Origin of the sequence: Methyloglobulus sp., assembly GCF_046714055.1 — a bacterium.
Classification (GTDB): domain Bacteria; phylum Pseudomonadota; class Gammaproteobacteria; order Methylococcales; family Methylomonadaceae; genus Methyloglobulus.
This window is the reverse complement of the sequence record NZ_JBKKBJ010000143.1, coordinates 1-13107: the sequence shown is the minus strand read 5'-3', so window position 1 is coordinate 13107 and position 13107 is coordinate 1. Positions and strand designations below refer to the sequence as shown.

The window sequence follows — 13107 nt, the reverse complement described above, 5'->3', positions numbered from 1 at the left end:
GTGATGCTTAGATGATTGAATAAGGCAAAACAAACTTCATTATACCCGCTTCGCGCCGTATTAAACTTCTCAAGCCTAATGCTAAAAATTTAGTCTCCTTATGCAACCCTTTTTTATAGGTATTTTCAATCTGTTGAGCCTTCTCATTCTCTGAAACATGTGGACGATCATATATTGATTGCAGATTAGTTGCGAATTCAAGGGTAAGTTTAAATTCTTCAGCGTTGTCTTTAACCTTACCAAAAGCAGTTCCGAAAGATTCTCTATAAATTGTCACTGGAATTTTTGTTTGGATGCCATTCAGGTCGGCTTGTTTGACGGCAAACGAAAATATTCTTTCATCGAAAAAAACCACATCAGGACTTATCGACAAGCGGAATAAACTATCACGGTGATTTTCAATGATTAAGTCGGTATCTTTAAGCAAACCAGCCAGGCTTATCAGCTCTGATTGCAAGGCTGAATTACTGTTAACCTGAATCCAGCCAAGCGGATGAAAAATAATATTATCCTCAACGGTTACAAATTCAAATCCTCGCAAGTGCGAGGCCAACCCCAACAGAATGGCTAATTGCCTATCTGTTAAACTTACGTCCAAAGGTTTTTCCTTACCCAACACACCCGCTAGCAACGGCATCTCATGATCGACAGGCAAGGTCAGCCCATACTTTGTCGGCTGAAATAAATAATGGCTGGCAAAACTGTCCGGCAAGGCCGCTAACTCGGCAGCAAGCGCTGAGCGGTCATCAGCAAAATCGTCATACAATGCCTTGATATAAGCTATTTTCCCGTCCGTTGTTTCGCCGCGTACCATCTCCTGAATAGAAAACCAAGCTAAACGGTTGTCGAATTTGATTTTCTGTTGCAAAAAAAGATAACCATCCAGGTTTAATTCAACGTGAAAAATGTCCAGACAATATTCGGTCAAGGCATGATTGGGGGCTGCACCTTGCACTTGCCGATAAGGTTTTAAATTGCGCCACGGCAAGAATGTGTAATGCGTTTCAAATAGCAATCCCGCTTCTTCCCTTAGCTCTCGTTTTAAAGTTTCCGGCAAGGCGCTCTTGATTACCTCGGAACTGGGTGATTGCAGCGCTTTAAGCACCGCCGCCTTATCAGGGATGTGGACATCATTTTGGTTAGCTCTGCCGCCGATTAAACCATAGTCGCCTGCTGACTTATCAAAGCGTTTTTGCGTGTCTTCGCGCTGGTAAAACAATATCTTCCCTTCTATCTTGATAATACTCCAGGCAACATAGCAGTAGCGGATGGGTTGCGCCTGATGACTGGCGTGATTCTCATATCGGGAATATTCGATAAACCTCAACACATCACGTTGCCTATCCCTCTTGTCATTGGAAATTCCTTGGGTGTTCCAGAAGTTAGGAGCAAACAAACGAGATTCGGAATCGCTGAGTGCCGTCAAAATCGATGTTGCCAATAATTGGGCAGGGAAAGAGACAAAACACCACTCACCTTTTTGTAGACATTCGGTATTTAACACGGCTAAGGTATCGAGCAGGTTTTCGACTAAATCAATGGTATTTTCAGCAATTGCCAGGTCAATTGGATGTTGCTGACACACAGCGTTAACCAAATCTTCGCGCGGAACACTGTAAAAGTCGCCTTCTTCTTCGGCGTAACGGGGTAGATGGGGAATGAGTGATTTGATTAATGCTGCGGACATGTGATTTTCCCTAATCGGAACTGGATTGCTTTAATGGGTCAGCATTTTGTTCATCTGTGATAGCTGAATATTCGCTAAAAACTTCATCAATGATAAAAGCGATTAACTCGGACGTGTTTTTGTTAAACCTTTTCTCCAGCGCGTGTAATTTTTCAACATGTTCGCTGTCAAGTTCTACGGTGATTTGCATGGTTCTGGTTTAAAGTGGGTTAGCTTCGACGTTGGCAATTACCTCGGCCAGCAAGGCAGGGCGAATATGTAAAGTGGTACGGTGCGGAACTTCCCGTAACAAGACCAACACCTCTGTTTTTGTCAGGCATTGCCGACGGATAGCCCGGATCAACAAGCCCAATGTACCGCGAGCCGCAATGCCTAGACTTTTCGCCGCCAGCCGCGCCGCAGTATCGTCAGTCAACAACAGGCAATCACCAAACTCAGCACACAAGTGCAATGCTTCCTGCTCACCGACATGCAGGCTATACAGAGGAGTCAACGCCTTGAGACCGATGAAGATTGCCTTGGTGATTTGAGTGCCAACCAATCTCCGACAGAAGCCAATGCCAAAGGCCTGTGCCGCTGCACCTCCATCCACACTGTTTCCAGAATGATCACTGTGCCGAAATCGGCCAACAGATACAGGCAACCCAATTCATCCAGATGAATAACCGGCCCAGCATCAGCAATGACGACCGGCTCAGTCTTGTCTATGCAGGCCCCAATCGACATCTTCACGAATGAAGCGTTCGGTCATGGATTCACGGTGCGATTCCAGATAACGGCGCATTGATTCGGCGATCAAATCGTCTATATTGGCGACCCAGCCCTGTTGCACCAGATATTGGGCTTGTTGCAAGAGTTGGTCGGGAATTTGGGTTTGAACGGTGGTCATGGGTTAGTCCTCTGAAAAGCTGGATTGGTAAATATGTCGAGCAAATAGTTGTTCATGAATGCAGAAACTCTTCATCAGTCATTTTAAAGTCGTCTTCGATGGCACAACCACTTTGCCTTTTAACAACCCTAACGGTCTTTTTTTAATAGGTTGGTTTTTTAAAGACAAAACAAAGTTTAATGTGGCTTCGACTTTATCTAAAGGGAGACTGTGTATTTCTTTTAATACGGCTTGTTCTATTTCTGTTCTATTCATTTTTGTTTTCATTTTCTCCCATTAATTCCTGTAAAAGCTGACCAGGGGTTACAACCCTGATAGGTGAATCCTGATAATCCTTAATATTTCGGCTAAAAAGCACCTTGGCATTACAGGCCATTGCAGAAGCGCATTGCATCGCATCTTCAAAATCATTGAAAGGCAATTCCAAGGCGACCATCAAATCTTGATTTGAAACAGCGACAATAGTTAAAAAATTGCATAATTCCGCAATAAAAAGTTTACTTTGCTGTTTATTATCATTTTTTGCAGTGATATAAAAAAAGTTGGCGATAGAATGCCAAGCGATAAAACCGATGTTTTTATTGCGCTCCAGATAATCCAACAACTTGCCCGATGCCAAGCAAAAAGGTTCTCTTCCCAAGCCCACATCCAGCAAGACATCGCAATCAACAAAGATTTTCATAACTGATAGCGTTGTTTTAAATAATCCATCCTTGCATCGTCCGCTTTATCATTTAATTTGAACTGGCCTTGCCAGCGTTCAGAAAACAAGTGGCTAGCGGTATTTTGAGCGATTGCCCTATCTTGTTGCCCTTCCGCTTCTTGGCGAGGTTGAATAATAACGACCAGATCAACATCTTGATTGGCATATTCAGACGGTAGCGTTAAATGAAGCTGTGCGTTGTTTTCTATATGTGTCCTGAATTGTAAGGTTTTCATGACTTTTCACCTTGAGGAAAACTACTGTTGTAAATATGCCGTGCAAGTTCAAAAATATATTCCGGTTTTTGATAATCAAAATGTTTGAATTGATAATTTAAAACGAGGAATTTCTTTATTTGTTCTTCATTGGGTGGAATATAAACGCCGCCACTTGATGTTAAAAACCAAAAGGTTTGATAAAGTCCTTTAAGGAGAAAATCACTGTCACAAACCTTATCTTTATTTTTCTGCAAGTTATTTAAAGCGTCATGAAAATTAATCGCTTGCCAAGTATTACCCGTTTTTTTGAGCAAAGCAGCGTAGTTTTCAACTAAAGGAATTTGCGGTATTATGTAGCAGCCGCACAAATCAATAACAAACAACAAGTTACATATTTAATTCAAGTAAGTGCGCGGATTTTTTCCTGCACCGTCCGTTCAATTTCGCGCTTCCACTCTGGAGCGTCATGATTGCTTACGGCAAGGCAATCACGTAGGAATTCTTGAATCAATCCAGGTGAAATCGTTCCAGACGTAAAACCTGCGCTAAAAATATTTTTGAATTGGTCAAGGGTGATGGGAACGATTTGAAGAGCCATTTTTGAATCGTCTGACTTATACCAGAAACCAATTCTCAATGTTTCTACAGTATTGGTATCCACTTTGTTGGCAATAAAAAGCCCATACACGCGCTTACCTGTGTAGGTCTCAACAATTCTAGCTACGTGGCGGCGAACAGGCTCACCTTCAGCGGCTTCTTGTCTGGAATTATCTGTCAGCGTTACCTCCACAACCAGAACGAATTCTTCAAACTCGAAGATAAGATCGGGGCCATTCCCAGGTGCAGTGCCTACAGGCAGGAAGTCTTGGTCAATTTTGAAACGCCGGGCTTCATAGGGCTTATTCTTGAGGCTATTGACGGCAAGAAAAGCTCTCCACAGTATCCACTCAAAATAAGCCGGGGCTTCTGCTTGTGGAATTTCGATTTCTTCTCCACTGGACAGTGTTTTTTTCGAGCTGCGGCGGCGGTGAATTAAGAGATCCATATAGGCAGCAATTTCTTCCCATTCGCCAGCTTGCTTGGCCGCGAATTCTTCCTCCCTCAGAGCTGATAGGATTGCTTCTATTTCATGCCGTACGCTGCCAATGTCAGCTGGAGTGTCAAGCGATCTGCCTGTCACATCAAATTTAATGCCATGCTTATTTAACTGGCTTAAAAGATCATCTAAAACAATTAGTGCGGAATCCTTATTGTCGGTCGGTAAGTCAGCGCCATTGCACAGTGCGGTGTAGAAAGCACCGTCAGAATCTGGAACTTCAGTATCCTCAACCAGTTTTTCGATGAAAATGTGTTTCTCTGGAACCAGGGCTATTCCTCGCCCTTTGCTTTGTACTAGGCCAGTTGCTTTTAGATAGCGGAAATTTGTGTCAGCATAATCATTGAAGGTTTGAGGCACGTAGTCGTGAAGACTGGATGCTTTTGCTAATTCCTGTCCATCAAACTGTTTTTTGTTACCAGAACTTTTACGTCGTTCACGTAGATCAAGCACTTTTGCAACGATGTCAGATAACTTGTCAGTGCTGGTAGAAAGCTGAATAACAACGGCCATTTCAATGAAGTTGAGTTGGTTTTCGCTAGTTAATTTCTCTAGCTCCAACATAACAGCTAAGGTATGCCGCAGGGGGGAGAATACAGGGAATTCGTAATCCTTTTCGAAGTCGGAAGGAATGTAGTACGCCGCAAGCGAACGCAGAAAACATTCCTGCATCCCGGGTACTGAGTCGGCTTGAATAAGCCGCCAACCGTTAGGAGTGATTGTATCGAGAGTGCCAATTTCCCCCTGAGAGAATGCGGATGCTTTGGAAACTGGCGGATATAGAAACCCACGCCTGTTCATAGCTAATCGCCATTTTCGACTAACGCTAAACGTTGCATCGCTCCCCAAAGCGACTATGCCGAGTTCACCAAGTAGGTTTCGGAAAGCGACTTCCTGTTCTCGGCCACGTAATTGCCCCTGCAATGGCGATTTAGAGAGCGCAATAAGTCCGTCTCGTAAGCGAAATGGACTGCGAACCGTTGGGTTTTCAAGACACCACGGCCTCACGGCTGAGTGACCGACATTAAGCGTTGCAGTCGTTGCTCAATTTGCATGGCTTGTTGCAAAACTTCATGTGCAGTACTGGCTAATAGCGGGTCTGTTGACTTCGCTATACTATCAAGGTTTTGTACCAATAAATTAGCCGCATAATCAGCATTAACTAGGTCTTCTTGATCTTTATTATTAAGCATGATCTGTCCATTGGATTAATTAGTAACCGACAAAAATATATTCCTGCACAGCGTTTTTATTGTCCCCAATCTTATGGCCTTGATTGCCGAAGGAGTATTTGTAATCAACAGGCACAACTTCAACATGGCGCTTGTGCTTCGCCATGATGGCGACCATTTCATCCAGAGTCGGCTGACTGTTGGATGAGTATGACACCACAAGCACACTTTTGCGGAACCGCTTAAACAGCATATCGAAGGCTTCAGCTGCTCCCTTGCGTGAAGAAAATGGCGTCGGATATGACTTGAATTTCTTGGTGATAGTGTGTTCCTGAATCTCTACATCCTGCCAGTCACGGGCCAAACCTTCAACAAAGTGATAACGACGCACATATTCGTTATCAGATAAAGGTGAATAATAGGGCGGGTCGATATAAACCAAGCCCGATTCGCGGTTCTGTAATGTCATCGCATCGCCGTTGCGTGCCTTGTTTTTCTTGCCATTATCAAACACAGCTGCATTCACCCTATCAACAGCCTCAAGGAATTGGGCGCGAAATGTCATTAACAGGTCTTTGCGACCATCATCATAACGATGGCCCACATAGGTAAAGATACCGCGAGGGCGCTTTTTCAGGCACGCACGAATCAATGCCGACATAGCGATAGCACGTTTATAGGGGTTTCTCACAGCTTTGATATTGGCTCGCACTATGTCGATCAGTCGGTTATCGTCATCGCTAAAGTACAACCCTTGAAACGTGGTTTCAACAAAACGATCTACTTGGTTTTTCGGTTCAAGTAACCCTAGCGCCTCATCCTGTGACAAAGTAACTTCGTTGTTCTCAACCATTGCTTTGGTGAACGTGGCCGACATAGCCATATAGTCGTTACTCACCACAGCCTTGCCATGAGATTTCAACATATAACTAACCACACCAGAACCAGAAAACAGGTCAATCGCCGCATCAAATTCAAATTGTGAAGCGACCGCCCAAATTTCAGTAAGCAGCTTGTTTTTTGACCCCATGTAACGGGTCGATGGGTATTGCGTGGCTTGCACTGGCAGCGGCGCTGGAGCCAAGCGAAGATTAAAACGTTGCTTGGGGGGGACGGTGACAATCACATCCTCGCCCGTCCGGCCTTTTCCATTGCATGAGATATACCTCTTTGTTTGCACTACTTCGATAGCAAACTTTTGGTACTGCTCATGCACCAAAGGGTGATTCGAGTTCGTCAGAATGACATGACAATCTAGTTCGTGCAGCCGTTTAACCTCTGCGGCTAGTTCCACATGGTCTTCTTCGTAAAACTGTTCTTTGGTGTACCGCTTAAAGTCGGCATATGCCGACACCGGCAAATAAGGCGGGTCGAGGAATACAAAATCATTCGGTTGTGCATTGTCACGTAGCACGGTTTTGTAATCGCCACAAACAATGGTGGTGCTCTTTAAAAGAGTGGACGCGACACGCAGTGTTTCTTCATCCAGAATTTTAGGATTTTTGTAGCGCCCGAAAGGCACATTGAATTGTCCTTTCTGGTTAACCCGGTACAACCCATTGAAGCAGGTACGATTTAGAAAGATTGTACGTGCTGCTGCTTCTGAAATCGGCAACTTAGTCCAGTCAAGGGCGCGGACAGCATAGAAAACATCTTCGGTATTCTGATAGCGAGCCAGTTGTACCAACACGCCGTTCACATCATTAGCCACAGCACGATACAAATTTACCAATTCAGGGTTGCTATCAGCGATGAGTCCGCCAGTGGGCTTTACCGAGAAAAAAAGCGCACCTCCACCAAAAAAAGGCTCGATAAATCGCCCGTATTTTTTGGGCATTTTGGGGAGAATATCACTGAGTAGCTGGGTTTTGCCACCCGCCCATTTGAGCAAAGGACGGCAATCGCCCAAGCCTAAGTGTTTACCATCCAATATTCTTGCTGTTATTGCCACGCTTTTACTCCATTGGTAAATCTGTTTCTTTTTTTCCTTCGACGAACAAATCTTCCTGCTTGATTACTCCAAACCGTCCTGTGCCGCCGCCACGCGGTTTCTTCGGCTCAATCTCGATTTTCGAGAGCACTTCCCGGAAGTCTATCTTCCGTTCGGCCATCTCCCCCAGCAGGGCAGCGATCACAGCCAAATGTGACGGCACCTCACCGCTTTTAGCGTAGTTCGTCACCGAATTGCTGTTCATCTTGATGAGCGTCGCGAACTCGCGGATGGTGACTCCGGCCTTGCCAAGCTGGCGTTGAAATTCATCGTAGTTCATAGTCTAACATCATACCTTTATGCGCAAACCACATCAATTAGTTTTCATTATGAATAGATTAATTGTTTAAACAAACAAATATATGTGTTGTCAGATGTTGACGACACATAAATATATGTGTAATATAAACACATAAATTAATGTGTCTTGAGGTGTGCCATGTCCCAACACTTTTTGCTCTCCGCCAAAGCCCGTACCTTGTCCGTTCGCAAGGTTATGGAATTGACTGACGATCAAGCATTTCAGCTCTTTAAAGAAGTTCGCTGGGGAGAAGGCAATGAAGTAGCTTGCCCTGATTGTGCGACTATCGGTAATCACTATTTTTTACGTACACGCAAGCAATGGCGCTGCAAGGATTGCTACCACACCTTTTCGGTTACTTCCGGTACGATCTTCGCTTTTCACAAGTTACCGCTTCGAGTGTATCTGTCTGCTATCGCCATCTATTCTAACGCCGTAAAAGGTATTTCAGCGCTGCAACTAGGCCGTGACCTTGGCGTTCAATATAAAACTGCTTTCGTTATGGCGCACAAGATCAGAGAGTCGCTAATGGAACAGCGTGACGACCGCCAGTTATCCGGTGAGATTCACATGGACGGCGCTTACGTAAACGGATATATCCGACCTAAGAATAAAAAAGAAGACCACATAGACCGCCGATTGGTTGAAAATCAACGCCCAGACAAGCGTTGCGTGTTCGTAATGCGTCAGCGTGAAGAAACAGAAGCAAGCGAAACCAAAGGAGCTAACAAAACACTGACTTTCATCATCAAGAGCGAGAATCAAGCCGATGTTAGCAAGCTGGCGACTGAGTTTGTTAAAAAAGGCTCAGTGATTTGCGCCGACGAATCCAACGCCTATGATGTGCTACACGCCAAATTCGATACTCGCCGTGTTAACCACACCTTGGAGTACCGTAGCGATGCGGGAATCACCAACAACTTAGCCGAATCCTACTTCTCCCGCTTCCGTCGGATGCAGTACGGCCAGACGCACAAATTCGGCAATCTGTATCTGGCGAATTACGCCAATGAAGCCGCTTACCGGGAAGATACCCGACGCCTGCCCAACGGTGAAATCTTTATGGATATTACGAAGAAATGCGCTCAGACTCGGACGAATCATGACTGGTGTGGATACTGGCAAGGGAACAAACGGTTAGCCGAACGACTGGTAGCATAATGCTGGGCGAGGCTTAGGCTTAGAACACCAGAGGCTATACTATCTGCCACTTGGTCGCACTGCGACCGCCGCTTCCATTCGTTGACTTTACGACGACACCACGCTTTTCTAAGCGGTGAAGAATCCCTATAATATTCCTTTGCACTTGGGCTATCACCGTCGCTGTTGCTTCTATGCCTTTACGATCCAGTATGGCTTCAACAAGCTCTCGGCTACTCATTGCCCGGCCTGTCTCGCGCATCACGTCCAGGGTTATACGCTGGGCTTCACTGGACAGGAAATATTGATTACGGGTGTTGGTGCGCTTAGCCTTGATGGTGCGCAAATCATATTCTGGGGCGAATAGCTTGATGGTGTAGTCCAGGTGTGCCACGGCGCTTTGCAAGCGCACCAATTCTGACCTATGGGCTTCAATCTGTCCGGCCAGATCGGAACGTTTGGCAACAAGACCGGAAACTACGTGGGATTCTGACATGAGACACCTGCTTTTTAGTAATTAAAACAGGTGTATTTTAGGCGGCTACGCCACTTAGGAGCTTTGTGCGGCTGCTACATAATACCGATCATTTGCTACTTTTAATGGATCGGTATCGCGATTTTCTCGGATGAAAGCTAAAACATCATCGGCGGCAAGTCGTATTGGCGTTCTTAGTGGATCGGGCAAAAGTCCAGCCGTATTTCTTGACGGCGTGGTCAAGGCTTGTTCAAGTAAAACTAGGGCGTGTCGGGTCATGGTAACAAAATGACAGTCTTTTTACGCTAAGGCGGCAAACTTTAATCAATGGGGGCGGACTTTGATGTGCCCAATTGACCCTAACGACCCCTCCCCAAAACCCTCACCTAAATTCAATAACTAACTGAACAAAAACCAGATTTACAAAGTCCAAAAATAATCTTTCCAAAAAACAAAAAATTTCCCACAAACACAATATATTGTGCTAACATTTCATAAAACCACAATATATAGTAATAAGATGATTTAACCCTATTACGTTATTGCTTGTTTTATTAGGGATTTTGCGCTAACGACATTGATTAGGCGATATAGATCAACCACCCAAGTCAACTCAGTTGCCGCATAACTTGCCGGAATGAACCTGACGTTTCTCAACGCTTAGCCTTAGCAAAGGCTAGCTCAATCCGGCAGCATAAAAACACAACGAATATCGCCGTCCCAAACATTTGATACCACTAAAAACCGGGGAGACCATCCATGCCAGCACAACTCCATGTCATCGCCAACAATGTCACCGAAATACCGTTCCAAGATGCTTCGATGGATATTTGGGACACCAAATACCGCTTAAAATCCAAAGACGGGGTGGCGCTGGATGCAAACATTGACGAAACCTATCAACGTGTTGCCAAGGCATTATCTGGCGTGGAAAAAGGCAAGGTGCAGCAGGAGCAGTGTTACAAGGATTTCTTGTGGGCGCTGCGTCAGGGCGTTATTCCGGCGGGGCGTATCATCTCCAATGCCGGTGCGCTGGAACATAAACCCGCCACCTCGACCATCAACTGCACCGTTTCCGGCACGATAGTCGATTCTATGGATGACATCCTGGGCAAGGTCCATGAGGCAGGGCTGACTTTGAAGGCGGGCTGCGGTATCGGTTACGAATTCTCCACCTTACGCCCTAAAGACGCTTATGTGTCCGGCGCAGGGGCTTATACCTCCGGCCCCTTATCGTTCATGGATATTTACGACAAGATGTGTTTTACCGTGTCCTCCGCAGGCGGCAGGCGCGGTGCACAAATGGCGACTTTTGACATTGCCCATCCCGATGTCGTGGAATTTATCCATGCCAAACGCGAAAATGGCCGCTTGCGCCAATTCAACCTGTCCTTGCTCATCACGACCGAATTTGTTGAAGCGGTCAAGAACAACCAATCCTGGTCGTTCTCATTCCCCGTCACCGAAAAAGAAGCCAAAGTTGACCAGCTCGATTTAAGCAATAACGAACAAATTGTTTGGCGTGAATTTCCTGTCAAAGAGGGCTATGTCGTTAATGATGCCGGTCTGGTTGCCTGTAAAATCTCCAAAACCATGCCAGCCCGTCGCTTGTGGGACATCATCATGAGTTCAACTTACGACTACGCCGAACCGGGGTTTATTCTGATCGATAAGGTTAACGAGATGAACAACAACTGGTTTTGCGAGAATATCCGCGCCACCAATCCATGCGGAGAGCAACCCTTGCCGCCCTACGGCAGTTGCTTGCTGGGTTCGGTCAATCTCACCCGGTTCATCAAAAAACCCTTTACCAGTGATGCCCAGTTTGATTGGGATACTTACCGAAAAACCATCCGAATCTTTACCCGCATGTTGGATAATGTCGTCGAAATCAATGGCTTGCCGCTGCAAAAACAACGCGACGAAATTATCGGCAAACGTCGTCACGGCATGGGCTATCTGGGGCTAGGCTCAACCGTTACCTTGCTAGGCATGAAATACGGCGACGACGCATCCATAAAATTTACCGAAGAAGTCACCAAAGTCATGGCTATAGAAGGCTGGAAAGCCGCCTTGGCACTTGCCAAAGAAAAAGGCCCTGCGCCCATTATGGAACAACTGTTCACGGTGACGGGCGAAATGCTGCGCAAACGCCCGGAAATGGCGGCGAATGGTTATAAGGTCGGCGACCAGGTGGCAGGAAAAATCCTCCATTCCAAATACAGCCGTTACATGCAGCAAATGGCCTCGGTCGAGCCGGAACTGGTGGCCGAATTGATGGCAACCGGCGCACGCTTCACCCATCACAGTTCTATTGCGCCCACAGGCACGATTTCCCTGTCGCTCGCCAATAACGCCAGCAACGGCATAGAACCCAGCTTTGCGCATCATTATTCGCGCAATGTCATTCGTGCGGGTAAAAAATCCAAAGAAAAAATCGATGTCTACTCCTTTGAGTTACTGGCCTACCGCGAATTGGTCAACCACAACGCCATGCCCTACAGTGACAAACCAGAGCAGCAACTGCCCGACTGCTTTATTTCCGCCGAGGATGTCACCCCCAAGCAGCATGTGGACATCCAGGCCGCCGCGCAGCTTTGGATCGATTCGTCCATTTCCAAAACCGCCAACGTGCCTACCGATTACCCGTACGAAGACTTCAAGTCCATCTACGAATACGCCTACGACAAAGGCTTGAAAGGCTGCACCACGTTCCGGTTTAATCCCGAAGTGTTCCAGGGCGTGCTGGTTAAAGAATCCGACCTGGAAAACACCACCTACCAGTTCACCCTGGAAGACGGCAGCGTGGTGGAATTCAAAGGCAATGAAGAAATTGAATACGATGGGGAAATTCATAGTGCGGCGAATTTGTTTGATGCGTTGAAGGAAGGGTATTACGGGAAGTTTTGATTTGGAATTTTGTGTTGAAAAACATAAAGCCCCGATGATTCCACCGGGGCTTTATGTCGACCGAGAATCCCCAATCCTTAAGCTGATTGTGCGTAAACGATTCTTTAAAGTCAATGGGGTGATCGTATCGCTGACGCGACGAATATTTTGTATCGGGTTCTCGCACCCGAGGGCGAGATACTTTCTTTTGCGTTGCCAAAAGAAAGTATCCAAAGAAAAGGCAACCCGGATGCCGCTTGTTTCCTGTACTTCTCGCATTAATCAGGGGTTGTCAAAAGGGACTTCCTGATAAATGCTCTGATGCTCGGCGCGGCATACGGGATTTCGGGAGTACTTTTTGCCAAGGTAGGATGTTCAAAACGAAGTGAAGCTTCTCGTTCCTCGGCACATCCTACAGGCTTATTAACTGATGTTACGCACCTATAGTTAAAGTAAACTATAAGGATGAATACAGAACTATTAGAAATATATAGCGATTACTTGTTGAGTTCCTTTGGTCAAACGACGGCGACGGGATTATCCAGCT

At 45.9% G+C, this 13107-nt stretch carries 17 protein-coding genes; 2 read left to right on the top strand and 15 right to left on the bottom strand.

Annotation, left to right across the window (positions count from 1 at the left end):
- Positions 1 to 7 precede the first annotated feature (7 nt).
- The 13 genes from ACLQ6D_RS08720 to ACLQ6D_RS08660 form a co-directional block, all read right to left on the bottom strand.
- Entirely contained in the window at positions 8 to 1687 is a 1680-nt protein-coding gene (locus ACLQ6D_RS08720; protein ID WP_411726895.1) for an NUDIX hydrolase, read from the bottom strand.
- Positions 1688 to 1697: 10 nt separating this feature from the next.
- Positions 1698 to 1877, bottom strand: a complete 180-nt coding sequence (locus tag ACLQ6D_RS08715) for a hypothetical protein (protein ID WP_411726894.1) — start codon at positions 1875 to 1877, stop codon at positions 1698 to 1700.
- 9 nt (positions 1878 to 1886) lie between these two features.
- Positions 1887 to 2180 (bottom strand): hypothetical protein, encoded by a 294-nt coding sequence (locus ACLQ6D_RS08710; protein ID WP_411726893.1) that lies wholly within the window; start codon positions 2178 to 2180, stop codon positions 1887 to 1889.
- Positions 2177 to 2413, bottom strand: a complete 237-nt coding sequence (locus ACLQ6D_RS08705; protein ID WP_411726892.1) for a hypothetical protein — start codon at positions 2411 to 2413, stop codon at positions 2177 to 2179. Before ACLQ6D_RS08705 ends, ACLQ6D_RS08710 begins: the two co-directional genes overlap by 4 nt.
- A complete protein-coding gene (locus tag ACLQ6D_RS08700; RefSeq protein ID WP_411726891.1) occupies positions 2382 to 2576 on the bottom strand; it encodes a CopG family transcriptional regulator in 195 nt (64 codons plus the stop codon). The genes ACLQ6D_RS08705 and ACLQ6D_RS08700 overlap by 32 nt, the downstream gene beginning before the upstream one ends.
- Positions 2577 to 2654: 78 nt before the next feature.
- Entirely contained in the window at positions 2655 to 2843 is a 189-nt protein-coding gene (locus ACLQ6D_RS08695) for a hypothetical protein (protein ID WP_411726890.1), read from the bottom strand.
- Entirely contained in the window at positions 2824 to 3258 is a 435-nt protein-coding gene (locus tag ACLQ6D_RS08690; protein WP_411726889.1) for a type II toxin-antitoxin system VapC family toxin, read from the bottom strand. Before ACLQ6D_RS08690 ends, ACLQ6D_RS08695 begins: the two co-directional genes overlap by 20 nt.
- Positions 3255 to 3515, bottom strand: a complete 261-nt coding sequence (locus tag ACLQ6D_RS08685; protein WP_411726888.1) for a hypothetical protein — start codon at positions 3513 to 3515, stop codon at positions 3255 to 3257. The genes ACLQ6D_RS08690 and ACLQ6D_RS08685 overlap by 4 nt, the downstream gene beginning before the upstream one ends.
- Positions 3512 to 3883, bottom strand: a complete 372-nt coding sequence (locus tag ACLQ6D_RS08680) for a hypothetical protein (protein ID WP_411726887.1) — start codon at positions 3881 to 3883, stop codon at positions 3512 to 3514. Before ACLQ6D_RS08680 ends, ACLQ6D_RS08685 begins: the two co-directional genes overlap by 4 nt.
- Before the next feature lie 14 nt (positions 3884 to 3897).
- Entirely contained in the window at positions 3898 to 5394 is a 1497-nt protein-coding gene (locus tag ACLQ6D_RS08675; protein WP_411726886.1) for an AlwI family type II restriction endonuclease, read from the bottom strand.
- A gap of 203 nt (positions 5395 to 5597) precedes the next feature.
- Positions 5598 to 5786 carry a hypothetical protein gene (locus ACLQ6D_RS08670; RefSeq protein WP_411726885.1) on the bottom strand — a complete coding sequence of 63 codons (189 nt, stop codon included), beginning with the start codon at positions 5784 to 5786 and terminating at the stop codon, positions 5598 to 5600.
- A gap of 19 nt (positions 5787 to 5805) precedes the next feature.
- The gene (locus ACLQ6D_RS08665) at positions 5806 to 7716 is read right to left on the bottom strand and encodes a Dam family site-specific DNA-(adenine-N6)-methyltransferase (RefSeq protein WP_411726884.1); all 1911 of its coding nucleotides are present in this window, start codon (positions 7714 to 7716) and stop codon (positions 5806 to 5808) included.
- A 4-nt stretch (positions 7717 to 7720) separates the two neighbouring features.
- Complete coding sequence (locus ACLQ6D_RS08660) at positions 7721 to 8035, bottom strand: XRE family transcriptional regulator (protein WP_411726883.1); 315 nt, start codon at positions 8033 to 8035, stop codon at positions 7721 to 7723.
- A gap of 159 nt (positions 8036 to 8194) precedes the next feature.
- Here ACLQ6D_RS08660 and ACLQ6D_RS08655 point away from each other — a divergent pair, with 159 nt between their 5' ends.
- Entirely contained in the window at positions 8195 to 9217 is a 1023-nt protein-coding gene (locus ACLQ6D_RS08655) for an IS1595 family transposase (protein WP_411726882.1), read from the top strand.
- Between the two features lie 34 nt (positions 9218 to 9251).
- Here the strand turns inward: ACLQ6D_RS08655 and ACLQ6D_RS08650 are convergent, their stop codons facing one another.
- Positions 9252 to 9692, bottom strand: coding sequence for a hypothetical protein (locus ACLQ6D_RS08650; RefSeq protein ID WP_411726881.1), 441 nt, complete (start codon positions 9690 to 9692; stop codon positions 9252 to 9254).
- A 54-nt stretch (positions 9693 to 9746) separates the two neighbouring features.
- Complete coding sequence (locus tag ACLQ6D_RS08645; protein WP_411726880.1) at positions 9747 to 9950, bottom strand: hypothetical protein; 204 nt, start codon at positions 9948 to 9950, stop codon at positions 9747 to 9749.
- Positions 9951 to 10430: 480 nt separating this feature from the next.
- Between ACLQ6D_RS08645 and ACLQ6D_RS08640 the strand changes: the two genes are divergently transcribed.
- Positions 10431 to 12581, top strand: coding sequence for an adenosylcobalamin-dependent ribonucleoside-diphosphate reductase (locus tag ACLQ6D_RS08640; RefSeq protein WP_411726879.1), 2151 nt, complete (start codon positions 10431 to 10433; stop codon positions 12579 to 12581).
- Positions 12582 to 13107 lie beyond the last annotated feature (526 nt).

Bases quoted from the DNA above. Each gene is read 5' to 3' on its own strand.
- ACLQ6D_RS08655 (WP_411726882.1), top strand. From the start codon at position 8,195: ATGTCCCAACACTTTTTGCTCTCCGCCAAAGCCCGTACCTTGTCCGTT.
- ACLQ6D_RS08695 (WP_411726890.1), bottom strand. From the start codon at position 2,843: ATGAAAACAAAAATGAATAGAACAGAAATAGAACAAGCCGTATTAAAA.
- ACLQ6D_RS08660 (WP_411726883.1), bottom strand. From the start codon at position 8,035: ATGAACTACGATGAATTTCAACGCCAGCTTGGCAAGGCCGGAGTCACC.
- ACLQ6D_RS08715 (WP_411726894.1), bottom strand. From the start codon at position 1,877: ATGCAAATCACCGTAGAACTTGACAGCGAACATGTTGAAAAATTACAC.
- ACLQ6D_RS08670 (WP_411726885.1), bottom strand. From the start codon at position 5,786: ATGCTTAATAATAAAGATCAAGAAGACCTAGTTAATGCTGATTATGCG.
- ACLQ6D_RS08675 (WP_411726886.1), bottom strand. From the start codon at position 5,394: ATGAACAGGCGTGGGTTTCTATATCCGCCAGTTTCCAAAGCATCCGCA.
- ACLQ6D_RS08650 (WP_411726881.1), bottom strand. From the start codon at position 9,692: ATGTCAGAATCCCACGTAGTTTCCGGTCTTGTTGCCAAACGTTCCGAT.
- ACLQ6D_RS08720 (WP_411726895.1), bottom strand. From the start codon at position 1,687: ATGTCCGCAGCATTAATCAAATCACTCATTCCCCATCTACCCCGTTAC.
- ACLQ6D_RS08705 (WP_411726892.1), bottom strand. From the start codon at position 2,413: ATGTCGATTGGGGCCTGCATAGACAAGACTGAGCCGGTCGTCATTGCT.
- ACLQ6D_RS08700 (WP_411726891.1), bottom strand. From the start codon at position 2,576: ATGACCACCGTTCAAACCCAAATTCCCGACCAACTCTTGCAACAAGCC.
- ACLQ6D_RS08690 (WP_411726889.1), bottom strand. From the start codon at position 3,258: ATGAAAATCTTTGTTGATTGCGATGTCTTGCTGGATGTGGGCTTGGGA.
- ACLQ6D_RS08645 (WP_411726880.1), bottom strand. From the start codon at position 9,950: ATGACCCGACACGCCCTAGTTTTACTTGAACAAGCCTTGACCACGCCG.
- ACLQ6D_RS08685 (WP_411726888.1), bottom strand. From the start codon at position 3,515: ATGAAAACCTTACAATTCAGGACACATATAGAAAACAACGCACAGCTT.
- ACLQ6D_RS08640 (WP_411726879.1), top strand. From the start codon at position 10,431: ATGCCAGCACAACTCCATGTCATCGCCAACAATGTCACCGAAATACCG.